14 protein-coding genes and 1 pseudogene are annotated in these 19460 nt (G+C 65.3%); 6 read left to right on the top strand and 9 right to left on the bottom strand.

Annotated elements, in window-relative coordinates; genetic code table 11:
• Positions 1 to 3: 3 nt before the first annotated feature.
• The 8 genes and pseudogenes from LRS53_RS06465 to LRS53_RS06500 form a co-directional block, all read right to left on the bottom strand.
• Positions 4 to 729, bottom strand: a complete 726-nt coding sequence (locus LRS53_RS06465) for a polysaccharide lyase family 7 protein (RefSeq protein ID WP_231355365.1) — start codon at positions 727 to 729, stop codon at positions 4 to 6.
• A gap of 89 nt (positions 730 to 818) precedes the next feature.
• A complete protein-coding gene (gene glgB, locus LRS53_RS06470; RefSeq protein ID WP_231355366.1) occupies positions 819 to 3038 on the bottom strand; it encodes a 1,4-alpha-glucan branching protein GlgB in 2220 nt (739 codons plus the stop codon).
• Positions 3035 to 6364: a maltose alpha-D-glucosyltransferase gene (treS, locus tag LRS53_RS06475; protein WP_231355367.1), complete on the bottom strand. Its 3330-nt coding sequence runs from the start codon at positions 6362 to 6364 to the stop codon at positions 3035 to 3037. The genes glgB and treS overlap by 4 nt, the downstream gene beginning before the upstream one ends.
• A gap of 133 nt (positions 6365 to 6497) precedes the next feature.
• On the bottom strand, positions 6498 to 8501 hold the full coding sequence (locus LRS53_RS06480) for an alpha-1,4-glucan--maltose-1-phosphate maltosyltransferase (protein WP_231355368.1): 2004 nt from the start codon (positions 8499 to 8501) through the stop codon (positions 6498 to 6500).
• Between the two features lie 461 nt (positions 8502 to 8962).
• A complete protein-coding gene (gene nadE, locus LRS53_RS06485) occupies positions 8963 to 9790 on the bottom strand; it encodes an ammonia-dependent NAD(+) synthetase (protein ID WP_064308797.1) in 828 nt (275 codons plus the stop codon).
• Positions 9787 to 10296 (bottom strand): CinA family protein, encoded by a 510-nt coding sequence (locus tag LRS53_RS06490; protein WP_231355416.1) that lies wholly within the window; start codon positions 10294 to 10296, stop codon positions 9787 to 9789. Before LRS53_RS06490 ends, nadE begins: the two co-directional genes overlap by 4 nt.
• Positions 10297 to 10458: 162 nt before the next feature.
• Positions 10459 to 10944: pseudogene (locus LRS53_RS06495) on the bottom strand (nucleotidyltransferase family protein); the annotation flags it as partial.
• A gap of 2 nt (positions 10945 to 10946) precedes the next feature.
• Complete coding sequence (locus LRS53_RS06500) at positions 10947 to 11936, bottom strand: XdhC family protein (protein WP_231355369.1); 990 nt, start codon at positions 11934 to 11936, stop codon at positions 10947 to 10949.
• A gap of 144 nt (positions 11937 to 12080) precedes the next feature.
• Between LRS53_RS06500 and ku the strand changes: the two genes are divergently transcribed.
• From ku to LRS53_RS06530, 6 genes are all read left to right on the top strand, one after another.
• Positions 12081 to 12950 (top strand): non-homologous end joining protein Ku, encoded by an 870-nt coding sequence (ku, locus tag LRS53_RS06505; RefSeq protein WP_231355370.1) that lies wholly within the window; start codon positions 12081 to 12083, stop codon positions 12948 to 12950.
• Positions 12951 to 12961: 11 nt separating this feature from the next.
• Positions 12962 to 15520: a DNA ligase D gene (gene ligD, locus LRS53_RS06510; protein WP_231355371.1), complete on the top strand. Its 2559-nt coding sequence runs from the start codon at positions 12962 to 12964 to the stop codon at positions 15518 to 15520.
• A gap of 117 nt (positions 15521 to 15637) precedes the next feature.
• Positions 15638 to 16651: an acyl-CoA dehydrogenase gene (locus LRS53_RS06515; RefSeq protein ID WP_442968485.1), complete on the top strand. Its 1014-nt coding sequence runs from the start codon at positions 15638 to 15640 to the stop codon at positions 16649 to 16651.
• On the top strand, positions 16639 to 17400 hold the full coding sequence (locus LRS53_RS06520; RefSeq protein ID WP_231355373.1) for a PIG-L deacetylase family protein: 762 nt from the start codon (positions 16639 to 16641) through the stop codon (positions 17398 to 17400). The genes LRS53_RS06515 and LRS53_RS06520 overlap by 13 nt, the downstream gene beginning before the upstream one ends.
• An 8-nt stretch (positions 17401 to 17408) precedes the next feature.
• On the top strand, positions 17409 to 17996 hold the full coding sequence (locus LRS53_RS06525) for a class I SAM-dependent methyltransferase (RefSeq protein WP_231355374.1): 588 nt from the start codon (positions 17409 to 17411) through the stop codon (positions 17994 to 17996).
• Positions 17993 to 18649: a glycosyltransferase gene (locus tag LRS53_RS06530; RefSeq protein WP_231355375.1), complete on the top strand. Its 657-nt coding sequence runs from the start codon at positions 17993 to 17995 to the stop codon at positions 18647 to 18649. Before LRS53_RS06525 ends, LRS53_RS06530 begins: the two co-directional genes overlap by 4 nt.
• Before the next feature lie 3 nt (positions 18650 to 18652).
• Here the strand turns inward: LRS53_RS06530 and LRS53_RS06535 are convergent, their stop codons facing one another.
• Complete coding sequence (locus LRS53_RS06535) at positions 18653 to 19447, bottom strand: AraC family transcriptional regulator (RefSeq protein WP_231355376.1); 795 nt, start codon at positions 19445 to 19447, stop codon at positions 18653 to 18655.
• Positions 19448 to 19460: the final 13 nt, after the last annotated feature.

Raw genomic sequence — 19460 nt, forward strand, 5'->3', positions numbered from 1 at the left:
GGCCTACCGATTATTGGGCTGGTGCATGGAAATCAGCCGGTAGAAGAGTACCCGTCCGCCCTCGGTGGCGGGTCCTTCCCCGTCACGTAAGTGGGCGCCCGCCTTGAAATACAGGTGATGGTTGCTCCAGGCGTTGTCCAGTTGCAGACCCAGATCCCCGTTTCGTGAACCGGCACCATGGGCACGTATGGTGAGCACGCCACTGCGCGTCAGCTTGATGTCGTAGCTGAAGCGACTGTTGAGCGGCAGGTGCTCCAGCAGGATGACGTCCTTGGGGCTGTCGCTGGGGCTCTCTCGCAACCGGGCGATCAGTTGACCCTGGGCGACCTGCCCATTGCCCGTGGCCGGACTCTCCACCCGATAGACCAGTTGCAACAGCGCCTGAGGCGCAGCCGGTATCGGGGTTTGATCCTCAATCTGGCTGATGATGACCTCAGGGCGTGACGGCACCTGCTGCACCGCCGCCTCGGCCTGTAGCAGGGCGTCCGCCTCGCGGTACTTCCAGGCATAGGCACTGCCGTCCGGACGCGTCTCGCGGAGCTCGGTGGCGGGATAGCTGTTGAAGGGCTGCGGGGTGCCGGTCACCGGGACCCAGAACACCAGCGATCCCCCCTCGCCGCGCGTGAGGTAGGGGCTGCGAAAGGCGCTGCTGTTGAGTTCGGCGGTCTGTACCTGGGCCACGGGCATGGGTACGGGAACCGTTAGATTCCATTCGGCGAGATCGATCATGGGGTTCTCGGTGGCCAGATGCCTGACAAGCATCGCCCAGAACGGGGATGCCTGTCAGCGGAACGCGCCCCGTATGGGGCGCTCCCGGATCAGCCCTGCGGCTTGAACACCAGCAGACCCAGCGGTGGCACTTGCAGATTCAGCGAGGCCGGCTGGCCGTGGGCGCCGATTTCCTCGGCCGTCACGCCGCCACCATTGCCCAGATTAGAACCACCATAGCGCTCGGCATCGCTATTGAAGATCTCCTGCCAGTGGCCCAATGCAGGCACGCCCACTCGATAGTCGTGACGCGGCACTGGGGTGAAGTTGGCGATGACCAACAGCGGTCGCTGCTGGGCGTCCTTGCGCAGCCAGGCGAAGACGCTGTTGCCATTGTCGTCCCCTACCACCCAGTCGAAACCTTCGGGCAGGTGATCGCGCTCGTGCAGAGCCGGCTCATGACGATAGAGGTGGTTGAGATCGGCCAGCAGCTGCTGCACGCCCCGGTGGGTGCCGTGCTCCAGCAGGAACCAGTCCAGCTCGCGGTCATGACTCCACTCGCGCCACTGACCGAATTCGCAGCCCATGAACAGCAGCTTCTTACCCGGATGGGTCCACATGAAGCTGAGGTAGGTACGCAGGTTGGCGAACTTCTGCCAGACGTCGCCCGGCATCTTCTCGATCATCGAGCCCTTGCCGTGCACCACCTCATCGTGGGAAATGGGCAGCATGAAGCGTTCGGACCAGGCGTACACCAGGCCAAAGGTCATCTGGTGGTGATGGTACTGGCGATAAACCGGATCCTCTTCCACATAGTGGAGGGTGTCGTTCATCCAGCCCATGTTCCACTTGAAGTCGAAACCCAACCCCCCTTCGCTCACCGGTGCGCTGACGCCCGGCCAGGATGTGGATTCCTCGGCGATCACCAGCGCGCCTGGCGCCTCTTCGTGGACCACCTCGTTGAGGTGACGCAGGAAGGCAATGGTTTCCAGGTTCTCGCGACCGCCGTGGATGTTGGGGATCCACTCACCGTGCTTGCGCGAATAATCGCGGTAGAGCATGGAGGCCACGGCATCCACCCGCAGGCCGTCGATGTGGAAGTGCTTGAGCCAATGCATGGCCGAGGCCAGCATAAAGCCATGCACCTCGTGGCGCCCCAGGTTGTAGATGTAGGTGTTCCAGTCCTGGTGGAAGCCTTCGAAGGGGTGCTCGTACTCGTACAGGGCGGTACCGTCGAAACGGGCCAGACCGTGTTCGTCGGTGGGGAAATGCGCCGGGACCCAATCGAGGATGACACCGATGTCCGCCTGGTGACAGGCATCGACGAAGGCAGCGAAGTCTGCCGGGGTGCCGAAGCGCGAGGTGGGCGCAAACTGGCCCAGCGGTTGGTAGCCCCAGGAACCGCTGAAGGGATGCTCCATGATCGGCAGCAGCTCGATATGGGTGAAGCCCATCTCGCGGACGTAGGGAATCAAGCGCTCCGCCAGCTCGCGCCAGTTGTACTGTCGCCCCTCGTCACCCCCTTCGCGGCGCCAGGAACCGGCGTGCAATTCGTAGACCGAGATAGGCGCTTCCACGCCTTGCAACTCGCGACGGCGAGCCATCCAGTCCTGATCGTGCCAGGTGAAAGGCTTGTTGTCGGCCACCACCGAAGCTGTGCGCGGTGGCAACTCCGCCGCCAGGGCAATGGGGTCGGCCTTGAGCGGCAACACGCCGTGCTGGCCGAGGATCTCGTACTTGTAGGCCGTGCCGACCGGCAGGCGCGGCACGAACAGCTCCCAGACACCACTGTTGGCACGCAGGCGCATGGGCAGGCGGCGACCATCCCAGCTGTTGAAGTCGCCCACCACCGAGACGCGCCGGGCATTGGGTGCCCAGACCGCGAAGCGCACGCCCTCGATGCCGTCGACCTGGCAGCGTTGGGCGCCAAAGGTCTCGCCGAGATTGCGGTGGCGGCCTTCGTTGAACAGGTAGAGATCAGTTTCCCCCAACAGCAGATCGAAGGAATAGGGATCCTCGGTTTCCTGCACGCCGCTGGGCCAGCGGATGATCAGCTTGTAGGGCGCGGCGTACTCCAGCCGCGCGACGAACAGGCCAGGCACCCGCCCGGGCTGCATCTGGGCCAGGGGCCGACCGCTGACGCGATCGACCAGCTCGACACCCAGGGCACTGGGCAGGAAGGCGCGGACGATCACGCCCTCGCCATCGGGATGAGGACCGAGCACGGCGAAGGGATTGCCGTGCTCGCCGCGGGCCAGCGACTCGGCTTCGGCAGCCGAGAGCCGGGCGTCGTCCAGGGGAGCGACGGAAGCGGTGTTGTGATCGGTCATGCGCGGGCTCCGGACAAGAGGGTCTCGACGATGGCGGCGACGCCACGTAGCGGGATGTTGATCCAGGTGGGTCGATTGGCAGCCTCGTAGCCTATCTCATAGACCGCCTTCTCCAGGCTGTAGAGATCCAGCGCCGCCTGCTCGCCCCGCTCGCTCCACTGGTGGCCGATGTCGGCCGCCGCAGTGCGATAGCCTTCCAGGAAGGCTGCGTAGGACGCATTGCGGTAGGTCTCTGCCGCCTTGGCACGCAGTTGCAGGTGCTCTTCCGAGGTATCCGCGCCGGCGTTGCTCGACTGGGTGACCATGGCCGCCGCGTAGTCGAAGGAGCGCAGCACCCCGGCGACGTCCTTGTGCGGACCGTACTTGCCGCGGCGTTCTTCCAGCGACCGCGCCGGCTCGCCTTCGAAGTCGATGAGGATGGCATCGTCCTGGGCCACCAGCACCTGACCCAGGTGCAGATCGCCGTGGACACGGATACGCAGACCACCCTCGACGTCGGCGGCCAGGGCCTCGATCCGCTTGGCCAGGGCTTCGCGCTTGCCGACCAGACGCTGCAACAGCTCCTTGCCGGTAGCATCGAGCTGGTCGCCCATGCCCTGCAGGGTATCCAGAGCGCCATCGACCTGGACGCGCACGCGATGCGCAAGCTCCTTGGCCGCCTGGGCGTCCACGGTCTCGGGGGCGAAGGCCGCATCCTCGGTGGGCTGCGCCAGCACCAGATGCATCTCACCCAGGCGCTTGCCCAGTACGCCAGCGAAGGCCGTCAGATCGCCCATGGCGGTGAATTCGTTCTCCACATCGGAGATGCCGCCACTGAGCAGATCGCGGGTGACGCGATCCAGCCCGTCCAGGCTCCAGGTCCAGGCATCACCCTGGTTGTGGATGTGCTGCTGGACCAGCATCAGTACGTGCGGCGTGCCATCCGCGGCGACGCGCTGGGCCACGGCGTGGGTCGCCGCGATGTTGGCGAATCCGGCCTGGGCCAGATAGCGGCCCATCTCCACTTCCGGATGGATACCCGGCGCCACCTTGCGGATCAGCTTGAGCATCAGGTGATCGCCGACGATCAGCGAACTGTTGGATTGCTCCACGCCCAGGTGCTTGATCTCGATGTCCGGATCCAGGGCGAAGTCCTCGGCCTGATCGTAGACCTCGAAGCGCAGTTCACCCGCGGGCACGGCAAGCTTGGCGCCCTTGTGGAAGGCGTCGAACACGCCATGCACGAAGCTGGTCAGGGCGAAGGCGTCGGTCACCAGGCCCACGCGGCGCACGTGACGGATGCGGGAAATGGCCAGTTGGGTCGCCAGCGGGCTGCAGTGCTGGTCTTCCTCGGCAAGGAAACCCAGGGGCAGCGCATAACGCTCCTCGCCCTTGGCGTTGGTCACCACCACTTCGCTGAACATCACCGGCAGCTTGGGGGTATTGATCTGGGCGGCATAGTCCAGACGCACGCCGGTGATGGCCTCGTCCTTGGAACCGAACCAGCGGCGCTTGGGCAGATAGACCGGCAGCACCTCTTCGAAGATGCGGCGCGGTTCACCGTCGAGCAGCTCCTGCAGATTGCGCTTGATGACCACCGTCTGGTAGTCGGGCATCGGCGCCGGCGGCTCGGTGTGCCAGGCGGGCATTTGCTCGTTGCCAGCCAGGTAGAACCAGTAGAAGCCATAGGGCGGCAGGGTCAGCATGTAGGGCAGCTGGCCGATGGGCGGGAAGGCGCTGCCGCCGATCATTTCCACCGGCACTTGACCGGCGAAGCTGGACAGGTCCAGCTCCACCGCCTGGGCGGCACGGGAAACGTTAGCCACGCAGAGGATGGTCTCGTGCTCACCCTGGGCGTTGGTAAAATCGCGCAGGTAGGCCAGGATGCGTCTGTTGGTGGGCGACAGCATCTTCAGGGTGCCGCGGCCGAACGCCTTCTGCTGCTTGCGCACGGCCAGCATGCGCCGCGTCCAGTTGAGCAGCGAATGGGGATCGCGGGACTGGGCCTCGACGTTGATCGCCTGGTAGCCGTAGAGCGGGTCCATGATCGACGGCAGCACCAGGCTGGCTGGGTCGGCGCGGGAGAAGCCGCCGTTGCGGTCGACCGACCACTGCATCGGGGTCCGTACGCCATCGCGGTCGCCCAGGTGAATGTTGTCACCCATGCCGATTTCGTCGCCGTAGTACATCGTTGGGGTACCGGGCATCGACAGCAACAGGCTGTTGAGCAGCTCGATACGGCGACGGTCTCGCTCCAGCAGCGGCGCCAGACGACGACGGATGCCGAGGTTGATGCGCGCGCGGCGATCCGAGGCGTAGTAGTTCCAGAGATAGTCCCGCTCGCGGTCGGTCACCATCTCCAGGGTCAGTTCATCGTGGTTGCGCAGGAAGATCGACCACTGGCAATTGGCCGGGATCTCCGGGGTCTGGCGCAGGATATCGGTGATGGGGAAGCGGTCTTCCTGGGCGATGGCCATGTACATGCGCGGCATCAGCGGGAAGTGAAAGGCCATGTGGCATTCGTCGCCATCGCCGAAATACAGCTGGGTGTCTTCCGGCCACTGGTTGGCCTCGGCCAGCAGCATACGGTCCGGATAGTTGGCGTCGATCTCGGCGCGAATCTCCTTGAGCACCACGTGGGTCTCGGGCAGGTTCTCGTTATTGGTGCCGTCGCGCTCCACCAAGTAGGGAATGGCGTCCAGACGCAGACCGTCGACACCTAGATCCAGCCAGTATCTCATGATGGAGATGACGGCCTTCATGACCTGGGGATTGTCGAAGTTGAGGTCCGGCTGGTGGGAATAGAAGCGGTGCCAGAAGTACTGGCCGGCGACCGGGTCCCAGGTCCAGTTGGACTTCTCGGTGTCGAGGAAGATGATGCGGGTGCCATCGTACTTCTGGTCATCGTCGGACCAGACGTAGAAATTGCGCGCCGCCGAGCCCTTCTTGGCGCGGCGGGCGCGCTGGAACCAGGGGTGCTGGTCGGACGTGTGGTTGATGACCAGCTCGGTAATCACCCGCAGGCCACGGGCATGGGCTTCGGCGATGAATCGCTTGGCATCGGCCATGGTGCCGTAGTCGGGGTGGATGCCACGGTACTCGGCGATGTCGTAGCCGTCGTCGCGGCGCGGCGAGGGATAGAACGGTAGCAGCCAGATGGTATTGACGCCCAGGCTGGCGATGTAGTCCAACTTGTCGATCAGGCCGGGGAAGTCGCCAATGCCATCGTTGTTGGAGTCGAAGAACGACTTCACGTGCACCTGGTAAATGATCGCGTCCTTGTACCACAGCGGATCGTCGATGAAGGCGGCAGGTTTGCGGGAACGAGCTTTATTGGGTTTTGCCATGTCGTCAGGTCCTTAACAGGGCGTCTGAATCAGATGCGTGCGCCGGTCGTCCATGCCGCCCGGCGATGGGGACGGATCGGACCAGGCACGCCGGGATGTCTCCCGCTGCCTGGTCGACCCGTCTGAGAGGTCGCTAGTGGCCCGCCTGGATGCGCCAGATGCCGAAGGGCATCGACGGCTCCAGCCGTGTCCATTGGGTCTTGCCGTGCCAGGCCCAGCGGTGCCCGGTCATCAGGTCTTCGCCATAGGTGGTGGCGTGATCGTCGAGGCCCAGCTCCCACAACGGCAGTTCGAAATGGCCTTCCTGGCCGTTGAAGGGATCCAGGTTGATCGCCACCAGGATGAAGTTGCCCAGGTCGTCGGTGCGTTTGCCGAAATAGAGGATCTGGTCGTTCCAGCAGGTGTAGACCTTGAGCCCGAGATGGGTTTGCAAGGCCGGGTTCTGCCGGCGGATACGGTTGAGCTGGGCGATCTCGCCCATGATGTTGCCCGGCGCATAGAAGTCGCGCGGGCGCAGCTCGTACTTCTCCGAATCCAGGTATTCCTCCTTGCCGGGCGTGAGGGGCGCGCCCTCGCAGAGTTCGAAGCCGGCGTACATGCCCCACAGACCGGAACCCATGGTGGCCAGGGCCGCGCGGATCAGGAAGCCGGGACGGCCACTGGTCTGCAGGAAGCCCGGATTGATGTCCGGCGTGTTGACGAAGAAATTCGGCCGGTAGCAATTGCGCAACGGCGCTTCGTTGAGCTGGGTGAAATACTCGGTCAGCTCGGCCTTGGTGTTGCGCCAGGTGAAGTAGGTGTAGCTCTGGCTGTAACCCACCTTGCCCAGGCGCGCCATCATCGCTGGCTTGGTGAAGGCCTCGGCGAGGAACATGACATCGGCGTCGCGCCCACGGATGTCCGCGATCAGCCATTCCCAGAACGGCAGCGGCTTGGTGTGGGGGTTGTCGACGCGGAAGATCTTCACGCCCTGCTCCACCCAGTGCCAGACCACGTCACGCAGCGCCAGCCACAGATCCGGCACGGCATCCTTGGCATAGAAGTCGACGTTGACGATGTCCTGGTACTTCTTCGGCGGGTTCTCCGCATAACGCATGGACCCATCCGGCCGCCAGGAGAACCAGCCCGGATGTTCCTTGAGCCATGGATGGTCGGGCGAACACTGGATGGCGAAGTCCAGGGCGATCTCCAGGCCGTGGTCGGCGGCCGCGGCCACCAGGGCGCGGAAGTCCTCCAGGGTACCCAGCTCGGGATGCACGGCATCGTGGCCGCCGTCGGGGCTGCCGATGGCATAGGGACTGCCCGGCTGATCCGCGCCCGCCCCCAGGGTATTGTTCTTGCCCTTGCGGTGGGCCAGGCCGATCGGGTGGATCGGCGGGAAGTACAGGACATCGAAACCCATGTCGCGGACACGCGGCAATTCGCCGATCACGTTACGGAAGGTGCCGTGGCGCTGGGGGTCATCGGTGATCGAGCGTGGGAAGAGTTCGTACCAGCTGGCGAATTCGGCGCGCAGGCGCTCGATGTCCAGCGGGTATTCGATGCTGTGGGTCAGATGCACATAGGCGTCCACAGGCGCCATGGCCTGGCTGGCATCACCCGCCAGCAGCACGGCGACCTTGTCACCCTCACTGCCCGCCTGATCGAGGCGCTGCAGTAGCGCCTCCAGCGGACCGCGCTGCTCGCCTTCAGCGCGAGACAGCGCTTGTTCCACATGGATGCGGCCTTCCTGCAACTCCAGGTTCAGGCCGACACCCGCAGCGTACTTCTTCTCGATCTCGTAGCGATAGGTGCCCCAGACGTCCCACCAGGCCTGGACCACGAATTCGTAACGACCCACGGCCGGCGGTGTGAAGCGGCCGCGCCAGAGATCGTTGGTTTCCAGGGTCAGCGGAGCCTGTTGCCAGTTCTCCTCGCCCTCCTGACGCCAGAGCACGCTGGCAGCCAGCTTGTCGTGGCCATCGGCGAAGATCTTGGCAGTCACCTCGACGACCCGACCGGCGATACCTTTGGCGGCAAACTGGCCATTGTCCACGGCCGGCGTTACCGATTCGATGGCGATGCGCGGGGTCTGGGCAGCAGTGGCGGGATCGAGGGAAAGCGTGGAAAAAGAACCGGGGAGATCGGTGTTCGACATCGAGCCTGACTCCATCTAGAGACGCGTGAAAGGTCGCAGCGCCCAAGCGTTGCGACCTAGGTCATGAACCCACTACTGCTTGGCTTGCCGCCAAAGAGGCCCGGCTGGCCAACCCCTCGCAGAGGGATCGGTAACCCGTAGCGACGCCCAGGAGGACACCACTCCAGACAGCCGCGGCCCTACTGCAACCGGAAGCACTCACGCGGGTGTGTCTGAAAGAGTCTGAGCACCGAGGGCGCGCAAAAGTTCAGCCAAACGGCAATGACCGATAGCTTCTGAAAAATGGATAAAATCCCTAAATATCATCTGCTTATGACAGGAATATAAAGTGATTTATAAAAGAATAAGCCTGTGTCCCGGTATTCGCTGGGAAATACCGGGCCGCAGGCTGAAAGGCGGGCAATACTCAGGAACGGACGTCAGAAAAAACCTTTATAAAACGTCCTAACCCCTTGAATTAATTAGAAAGGGGTATAGGGAAGATCACGCTTATGGGCACTACGCCGGTAAGTGTTGAGGATGATTTCCAGGGTTGCCGGGCTCACCGGCTTGCCTTCGAGGAAGTCGTCGATTTCGGCGTAGGTGATGCCAAAGGCATCTTCGTCGGCCTTGCCCGGTGAGAGGGATTCCAGATCAGCGGTGGGCACCTTGTGCACCAGATCGTCCGGCGCCCCCAGCCATTCGGCCACGGCCCGGACCCGCCGCTTGTTGAGGCCGTGCAAGGGCGTGAGATCGCAGGCGCCATCGCCGAATTTGGTATAGAAGCCCATCAGAGCCTCCGCCGCATGGTCGGTGCCTATCACCAGCCCCCGACGGGCACCAGCCACGGCGTATTGGGCGATCATGCGCTGACGCGCCTTGATGTTGCCCAGCGTGAAGTCTTCGTGGAGCTCGTCATCGAAAGCCACCTGCGCCTCGCGCACCGAGGCGAGCATGGCGTCGCTGGCCGGCTTGATGTTGACGGTATGGGTCTCGTCCGGCTGGATGAATTTGAGCGCGCGCTGGGCATCTTCCTCATCGCGCTGGACACCATAGGGCAGGCGCATGGCGATGAATCTCAGGCGTGCGTTGCCGCTCTCCTCGCGCGCGCGCTCCACGGCCAGCTGCGCCAGGCGGCCGGCGGTGGAGGAATCCACGCCGCCACTGATGCCCAGCACGTAGCTCTCCTGGCGGCTGTTGAGCAGATAATCCTTGAGAAACTGGATGCGCCGCTCGGCCTCCTGGGCTGGATCGAATTGCTCGGGTACCTGCAGGGCCTGGATGATGTCGCGCTGAAGGGCTTCGGTCATCGTGCGTTCTCCTCTGATTCGCGTTCGAGACGTTGATGATAGGGCACTACGGCGTTCAAGCTGTGCCGGGCCGCGGCCAGCTGCACGGCCTCACGGTCGCCGGCGAAATGCTGGGTTTCGGAATAGAGCACGATGTCGTCACCGACCCGATAGCCCCAGGCGAAGCAGACGGTTCCCTGGGGAATGCCATCCGCCCCGCCCGGCCCGGCCAGACCGGTATTGGCGATGGCTATCTGGGCTGGGCTATCGCGCAGCGCGCCCTCGGCCATCTCCCGCGCGACCTCTTCACTGGTGAGGTTGTAGCGTTCGATGGTCTCGGGCTTGACGCCGAGCAGACGTTGCTTGGCTTCGGGCGAATAGACGACGTAACCGGACTCGATACAACTGCCGCTGCCGGGTATTTCCGACAGCAACCCCACTACCTTGCCCGCGGTGCAGGATTCGGCCGTGGTGAGTTGTAGCTCGCGCGTCTTGAGATAGTCCAGCATGGACTCGATGGTGCTCATGATTGCTTGTCCCCAAATAGCGTTCTCCTGCGTTGGAAGAACAGCGAAATGAGGAAGTTCGAGAGCCACCGAGGGTGTTTTTTTCAGGTCAGCGGGGGTATCGATGTCAAAGTGGATACCGGCGTCCGTCACCTTCCGCTCTAGCACCGACGCCTGGCGCAAGAGCCGTTTCGCTCCTTCGTCGCCCTGGAGGTCGCCCAGCGCAGCGGCAAAATTCCGACCAAAGAGCACGGGGTGACCGCGCTTCTCCTGGAAAACAGGCACGACGACGCGCGAGGGGTCATGCAGCGCCAGCAGCTGTCGCGCCGTGGCGGGCTGCACGAAGGGCATGTCGCCCAGGGCGACCAGCCAACCAGATGCGTCCGGCGTCGCTCGCACCGCGGCGGCCAGGCTGTCGCCCATGCCGGTAGTGGGCAGAATCAGCACCTCCAGGCCTTCCTCTCGGGCCAGCTCGGCGCGCCAGGGAGCCCCGCTCGCGACCACTGCCAGGCAGGGCAGATCCAGGCTCTTCCAGAGGCGAAAGGTGGCTTGCAATACCGTCGATTCGGGGTGACCGGGCAATGGTGCCTGCAGCTTGTCGTCACCGCCCGCTGCGCGGAAACGGCTACCGGCTCCGGCTGCCAGGACGAGCACCTGTACCCCTGTCATCCCTAGGCGACCTGTTCCACCGCCACCAGGGCCCGCTTCTTCTGGGTCAGGGCGATGCCGTTCTTGACCGCTACCACCTCCGCCAGCAGCGACAGCGCGATCTCCGGCGGTGTATGGCTGCCGATATGCAGGCCGATGGGGCCATACAGGCGGTTGATGGCCGCCACTGGCACCTCCAGCTGCAGCAGCCGCTCACGACGGCGGTCATTGTTGCGCAACGAACCCAGGGCGCCGACATAGAAGGCATCGGACTGCAGCGCCGTCAGCAACGCCAGGTCATCCAGGCGCGGATCGTGGGTCAGGGCCACCACCGCGGTGCGTTCGTCCGGGCGGATCGACAACACCGCATCGTCCGGCATGCCGGAAATAAAACGCGCCTGACGTGTCTCCCACCCCTGGCGGAACTCCTCACGGGGATCGCAGACCAGCACCTCGAAATCGAGCATGGCGGCCATGTCGGCGACATAGAGCGAAAGCTGACCGGCACCGATCAGCAGCAGGCGCCAGCGTGGCCCATGCACCAGGCGCAGGCGTCGTTCGTCCAGGGTGACCGGCTCGTCGCGCGTGGTGCTGGAGATCCGCACCTCGCCGGTGGCCAAGTCCAGCTCGCGTAAGGCCAGTTCATGACCGTCGCAGCGCTGTAACAGCTGCTCCACCCAGCGCCAGTCACCGACCTGTTCCTGGACCAGACGCAGGGTACCGCCACAGGGCAGCCCGAAACGCGCCGCTTCGTTGCCGGAGACACCGTAGGTGCTGATCTCCGGGCGTTCCCCGGCGAATTGGCCGGCGTGCAGTCGGGCGATCAGATCGTCCTCGATGCAGCCACCGGACACGGAGCCACAGACCTGGCCATCGTCGCGCAGGGCCAGCATGGCGCCCGGCGGCCGCGGCGAGCTGCCCCAGGTCTGGACCACGGTGAACAGGCTGACGCCATGGCCCTCCCGTCGCCAGGCCAGGGTCTTGCGCAAAACTTCCTGATCGACACTGTCCACGCCCTGCTCCTCTCTACCTTGCACCTGCAACGGCAAAATCGTCGTTCGGGGGTAGAACCCAACAACGAAGCGGGGTTCCCCGGGGGCGGAACCGGGTGGATCGCCGGCCTATCCATAGAGGGACACCCCTCAAGGAGAACGTCCATGCCCCGCTCGATCTGGAAAGGCGCCGTCAGCTTCGGCCTGGTGCACATCCCCGTCTCGGTGGTCTCGGCGACCCGGCAGTCGGGCATCGACTTCGATTGGCTGGACGAACGCAGCCTCGACCCGGTGGGCTACAAGCGCATCAACAAGACCACCGGCAAGGAGGTGCCCAGCGAACACATCGTCAAGGGCATCGAACATGGTAAGGGCAAGTACGTGGTGCTCAGCGAGGACGAGATCCACAACGCCCTGCCCGAGGCCACCCGCACCATCGACATCCTGACCTTCGTCGAGGCGCGCGAGATCTCCATCCTGCACTTCGAGAAGCCCTATTACCTGGCGCCGGACAAGAATGGCGAAAAGGTCTATGCCCTGCTCCGTGACACCCTGAGCGCCGCCGGCAAGGTCGGGGTGGCCAACCTGGTGATGCACTCCAAGCAGCACCTGGCGGTGATCATGCCGCTGGGCGATGCCCTGGTACTCAACACCCTGCGCTGGGCCGACGAGGTGCGGTCCGCGGAAGACGTCGGACTCGAAGGGTTGGACGCCAAGGTGAGCAAGAAGGAAGTGGACATGGCCCAGCGCCTGGTGGACGACATGACTGAGCAATGGGATCCGGACCAGTACCACGACACTTTCAAGGACAACGTCATGGCCCTGGTCGAACGCAAGCTCAAGAACGGCAAGCTAGAAGCCGTCGCCGACGAGCCCGAAACCGAGGACAGCGGCGCCGACGTCATCGACCTCACCGAATTGCTGCGCCGCAGCCTGGGTGGCAAGCAGGACAAGGGCAAGGATTCACCCAAGCCCAAGAGTTCTGGCCGCTCGACCAGTCGGCGTAGCCCTGCCGCCCGTCGCAAGGCCAAGTGAGGATCGCTGCCATGGCTCCTTCGACCAGCGAATACAACCGCAAGCGCAACTTCGACATTACCGCCGAGCCGCGTGACGAGGACAACCCACGTCGACGCAGGGCCAAGGGCGCTCTGAGCTTCGTTATCCAGAAGCACGACGCGCGCCGTCTGCACTATGACTTCCGCCTGGAACTGGACGGCACCCTCAAGAGCTGGGCGGTGCCCAAGGGGCCCAGCCTGGACCCGGGTGAAAAGCGCCTGGCGGTGCAGGTCGAGGATCATCCCCTCGCCTACGGCAGTTTCGAGGGCAGCATTCCCGAAGGTCAGTACGGCGCGGGCGACGTCATCGTCTGGGATCGCGGCGAGTGGCAGGCCGATGGCGATGCGGCCGAGGGCTATGCCGCCGGCAAGCTCAAGTTCGAACTCAGGGGCGAAAAGCTGCGCGGCCACTGGACCCTGGTGCGCACCCGGTTGCAGGGCCATAGCGACAAGCCTCAGTGGTTGCTGATCAAGGAACGCGACGACCAGGCCCGTGACATCGCCGACTACGACGTAACCGCCGCCGAGCCCGACAGCGTGCTGAGCGACAAGACGCTGCCGCGCCTGGATCAGGGCAAGCAGACCAAGGCCAGCACCCGCTCGACCAGTCCCAAGCCGCCGGCACGCAAGGCCAAGGCGCGTAAAGCCGAATTACCGGAGACCCTGGAGGCGCAACTGGCGACCCTGGTCGACAGTCCACCGGCCGGCGACTGGCTGTATGAGGTGAAATACGACGGCTACCGCCTGCTCGCCCACATCGAAGGCGGCGAGGTGCGCCTCTTCACCCGTAGCGGCAACGACTGGACCGAGCGCCTGCCGGAACAGGCCCGGGCCCTGGCCGCGCTGGGCCTCGACAACGCCTGGCTGGACGGCGAGATCGTGGTTAACGACGGCCAGGGCGTCTCCAGCTTCCAGGCGCTGCAGAATGCCTTCGAGACCGGCAAGGCCACCCGCATCGCCTATTACCTGTTCGACATGCCCTATCTGAACGGTGCGGACCTGCGCGAGATCCCGGTCGAACAGCGCCGCGAGCTGCTGGGCAAGCTGCTGGAGGAAAGCAACGACAGCGACCTGCTGCGCTTTTCCGCCGCCTTCGAGGTGCCCGCCGATCGCATCCTGGCGAGTGCCTGCGAACTCGGTCTCGAGGGGGTGATCGGCAAGCGCCTGGGCAGCCCCTATCGCTCTCGGCGCAACAAGGACTGGATCAAGCTCAAGTGTGCCCACCGCCAGGAATTCATCATCGTCGGCTACACCCCGCCCAAGGGGGGGCGGCAGCACCTGGGCGCGCTCCTGGTGGCGCTGCATGATGAGCAAGGGGAGTTGCACTATGCCGGTAAGGTCGGCACCGGTTTCACCGCAGCGATGCTCAAGCAATTGCATGCCAGATTCCAGCCGCTGATCGTAGAGCGGCCACCCGTGGTGGATCCGCCCAAGGGCGCCGCCTACCGCGAGGTGACCTGGCTGAAGCCCGAACAGCTGTGCGAGATCGCCTACGCCGAGATGACCCAGGATCGCATCGTCCGCCAGGGCGTCTTCCATGGCCTGCGCGACGACAAGCCAGCCCGGGAGATCGGGCTGGAGGAGGCGACTCCGGCCCGGGAGGCCGAGGCGGCGCGCCCCTCTGCCTCACGCCGCCCGTCCGCAGGCAAGGAGAGGGATGCCACCGTGGCCGGGGTGCGCATCAGCCATCCGGAGCGGGTCATCGACGACGCCAGCGGTGCCCGCAAGCTCGACGTGGCCGGCTATTACGCCGCCGTCGCCGACTGGCTCCTGCCGCACCTGGCCGACCGCCCCGTTGCCCTGGTCCGCACGCCCGAGGGCATCGCCGGCGAGCAGATCTTCCAGAAGCACAAGCAGACCCTGGCGATCCCCCACATCCGCGAACTGGATCCGGCACTGGATCCCGGCCATGCTCCCCTGATGGTCATCGACAGCCGCGAGGCGCTCATCGGCGCGGCCCAGATGGGTACGGTGGAACTCCATACCTGGAATGCCACCGCTGACCGTATCGAGCGCCCCGACCGCTTCATCCTCGATCTCGACCCTGATCCCACCCTGCCCTGGTCGCGCATGGTGGAGGCGACGGAGCTGGTACTGACCCTGCTCGACGAGCTGGAGCTGCAGGCCTTCGTCAAGACCAGCGGCGGTCGCGGCCTGCACCTGGTGGTGCCCCTGGATCGGCGCCAGGACTGGGAGATCGTCAAGGCCTTCGCTCAGGCGGCAGCGCAGCACCTGGCCAATACCCTGCCCAAGCTCTTCGCCGCCAAGATGGGCGCGCAGAATCGCCAGGGGCGGATCTTCGTCGACTATCTGCGCAATCGCCATGGCGCCACCACGGTCAGCGCCTTTTCCCTGCGCGCACGTCCGCACCTTGGCGTTTCGGTACCCATCGCTCGCGAGGAGCTGTCGACCCTGGAGGCGAGCGATCAATGGCGCTTCGACTCCCTGCTGCCACGTCTAGAAGCGCTCGAGGACGATCCCTGGGCCGGGTATGCCAAGGTGCGCCAGGGCCTCACGGCGGCACGGCGCAAACGGCTGGGCGTCGAGTAGCGACGCGCCTGCCGTCGGCCAACGTACCGCCTAAGCGAAACCCCTCCGCGTTGCCCGTGGTCTGCACTAACGAGCGTTGTCGTGGACAGCGCCGTCGCCAGCCACGGGATGGAGCCGATGTCGATCGATCTGGATAACCTTCAGGACACCCTGGACGAGTGGGCCTATGACGAGGTCACTCCTGCACTGCTGCAACACCGACTCCAGATTCTCAACCAGCGCGGCCTCGATCGCCTGCCGCTGCCAGGCCAGGGGCAGACCCTGGAGCGCTGGCGCGCCCTGGCCAAGGTAGCCAATCACGACCTGGGCCTGGTCAAGCTGTACGAAGGCCACACCGACGCCCTCGCCATCCTCAGCGAACTGGATGGTTTCGTGCCACCGCCCGCGAGCCTCTGGGGTGTCTGGGCCGCCGAGCCGCCGGATGCCCGGCTGCTGGTGCGCTATGGCGCCGACAGCATGGTGACGCTGCATGGGCGCAAGTCCTGGTGCTCCGGTGCCGCTCTGGTCAGCCACGTTCTGGTTACCGCCTGGATGGACGACCACCCGATGCTGGTGGCGGTGGAAATGAATCAACCCGGCGTCGAGGTCACTCAGGACGGCTGGCGGGCGATCGGCATGCAGCATACGGGCAGCGTCGACGTGCTGTTCGATGGTGCAGCCGGCGTACTGGTCGGTGCCCCTGGCCGTTATCTGCATCGCCCTGGCTTCTGGCACGGCGGCGGGGGCATTGCCGCCTGCTGGTATGGCTCGGCCACCGCCCTGGCCGATACCCTGCGCGCCTACTGCAAACGCCATCGGGAGCCCCATGCCCTGGCCCATCTGGGCCACGTGGATGCCGCGTTGCTCGGCGCCGCGACCGCGCTGCGTCAGGCGGCCCACTGGATAGATCAGGAGCCTGTAGCGGACGCCCGCTATCCCATCTGCCAGCTACGGGCCCTGGTGGAACAGTGCGCCGAAATCGTCGTCCGCCATACCGGCCGGGCCTTTGGCGCCGCCCCGCTATGCCGCGACGCCTACTGCGCCCGCCACATGGCGGACCTGCCTGTCTACCTGCGCCAGAGTCATGCCGAGCGTGATCTGGCGGTACTGGGTGACCTCAATCTGCTGGAGGGTGCCCCTTGGCAACTGTAGGCGATCGTCAGATTCAAGGAGCCGGCACCACGCCCGAGGCCTGGCTACAGTGGTCCGGCTTTGGCGAGATGCCGACCGTCGAGGCGTCGCAACTAGTCCCGCCCGGACATCGCGCGGTGGTCGTCGCGCCTCATCCGGACGACGAGATCCTGGGCTGCGGCGGCCTGCTCTGCCAGCTGGGTGAACTGGGTCGCCGCCTGGCGCTGGTGGCGGTCACCGATGGCGATGGCAGCCACCCACGATCCACCCTCTGGCCCACCACCCGACTGCGCAATACCCGTCCACTGGAGACCCGCGAAGCCCTGCGCCGCCTGCGCCTGGAGCGCGCCACCGTAACGCGCCTGGCGATTCCGGATGGCCAGGTGAGCGAGCAGGAAGCCGTCCTGCAACAGCGGCTGCTGGAATTCATCACGCCCGAGGACGTGGTCTTCGCCACCTGGCGACTGGATGGCCATCCCGATCACGAAGCCACCGGCCGCGCCGCGGTGGAAGCCTGCCGGCTGCGTGGTGCTCGCTGCATCGAAGTACCGGTCTGGACCTGGCACTGGGCCGCTCCGGGTGACCCACGGGTGCCCTGGGAAAGAGCGCGCCGCCTGGATCTGGAAGAAGACGTTTTGGCGCTGAAGAAGCGTGCGGTGAATGCCTTCGGCAGTCAGTTGACCGAGGATGCCAGCACGGGACAGGGACCGATCCTGCCGCCAGCGGTGGTCGCCCGTCTCACCCGTGCCTGGGAGGTCTATCTGACGTGACCGTCTCCATGAGCTATTTCGACTCCCTGTACGCCAGCAGTGAAGACCCCTGGGACTATCGCCATCGCTGGTACGAGGCGCGCAAGCGGGACCTGGCCCTGGCCATGCTGCCCCACCGCCGCTACACCCAGGGCTACGAGCCGGGCTGCTCCACCGGTGAGCTATCCAGACGGCTGGCCGAACGCTGCGAACGCCTGCTGGTCAGCGACGGCAACGCCTCCGCGGTCGCCACGGCCCATGAGCGCCTGGCCGATCAGGCCCATGTCGAGGTACGTCACCTGCTGTTGCCGGACGCCTGGCCGGCAGGCGCCTTCGATCTCATCGTCATCAGCGAGATCGGCTACTACCTCGGCGAGAACGGCCTGGCTGCCTTGCTGGATCGCGCTCACAGCGCCCTGCTACCCGGCGGCGTCCTGCTTGGTTGCCACCGGCGCCACCCCATCGAAGGCTGCGCCCTGACCGGCGACCAGGTCCACGAGCGCATGGCCGCCCTGCCCGGCCTGCATCGCCTGAGCCACCTCGAAGAATCCGATTTTCTCCTCACCCTCTGGTCCTCCGACCCCACCTCCGTCGCCCGCCGGGAGCAGCTTCTATGATAGGTGCCGTGATACCCGCTCATAACGAAGAGCAACACGTCGAACGCTGCCTGCAATCGGTGCTGCGCGCCGCGCGACATCCGGCGCTGCTGGGTGAAGCCGTCGAGATCGTCATCGTGCTGGACAGCTGCACCGACGGCACCGCCGACATCGTTCGCCGCTTGCCGGTGACCGCCCTGGAGGTCTGGGCCTGCAACGTCGGCCTGACCCGGGCGACCGGTGCGGCGCACCTGATCCAGCGTGGCGCTCGCTGGCTGGCCTGCACCGATGCGGACTCCGAGGTGGCGCCGGACTGGTTCGCCGCCCAGCTCGCCTATGGCGCCGATGCGGTCTGTGGCGTGGTGGAGGTGGATGACTGGACACCGCATTCGCCTGGTCTGAGAGCCCGCTACGAGGCGGCCTATCACGACCGCGAAGGCCATCAGCACATCCATGGCGCCAACTTCGGCATTTCTACCGCAGCCTATCTGCAGGCCGGCGGTTTCCCCTCCATGACCGTGGACGAAGACGTCAGCTTGGTCACCGCGCTCAAGACCCAGGGCGCACGTATCGCCTGGAGCAACAGCGTACGCGTCCGTACCAGCTCGCGGCTGGATTGCCGCGCGCGCGGCGGCTTCGGCGACTACCTGAGTCTGCTTGGCGCTACCGCCTGACCCTTAGACCCCCAAGGCGAAGGCCCCAGGGGTCGCGCCGAACTGCCGGCGAAAGGCGGCGATAAAGGCCGACGGCGAGTTGTAGCCGCAATCCAGCGCTACCTCGGTCACCGCGGCGCCCTGCTCCAGGCGCTCCAGGGCACTGATCAGCCGTAACCGCTGCCGCCAGGTTCTGAAGGTCAGCTCGGTATCCCGCAGAAAGGCCCGACTCAGGGTCTTTTCCGAGGCGCCCAGCACCCCGGACCACTGCGCCAGGGTACGATCGTCCGACGGATTGGCCGCCAGGGCCTCGCACAGCAGGCGCAGCCGGCCATCCTGGGGCGCCGGCAGCGATAGCCCCACCTCGGGCGCCGCCTGCAACTGATCCAGCATCACCGACACCAGCCTTCCCTCGGCGCCATCCTCGTCGTATTCCCGGGCGAAGCCACTGAAGGTCTTGATCAGCTCACGGATCAAGGGACTCACCGCCACCACCCGACAGCGCTCACCGACATAGGGCGCCGCCTCGGCACTGACATAGAGACTGCGCATCTCCGCCCTGGGCGAGGAACGCACCTGATGCTCGACATCGGCGGCGATCCACACCGCCCGCTGCGGTGGCGCCACATAGCTGCCCTCGGCGGTGGTCACCGTGAGCACGCCCTTGATGGCATAGGACAGCTGCCCCCAGGGATGCCGGTGCCAGGGTGTCCAGGCCGGTTGCGCCAGGGATTCGACCCGGGCATAGAGGCGCCGTGGCAGGTTGGCGAGTTCGGGAACGGGACGTTCGACCGCAGACTGTCCGTTTGACGACATCATTGGGGCTTTTCGC

This window comes from Pseudomonas sp. PLB05 (genome assembly GCF_021106615.1).
GTDB lineage: Bacteria > Pseudomonadota > Gammaproteobacteria > Pseudomonadales > Pseudomonadaceae > Chryseomonas > Chryseomonas benzopyrenica.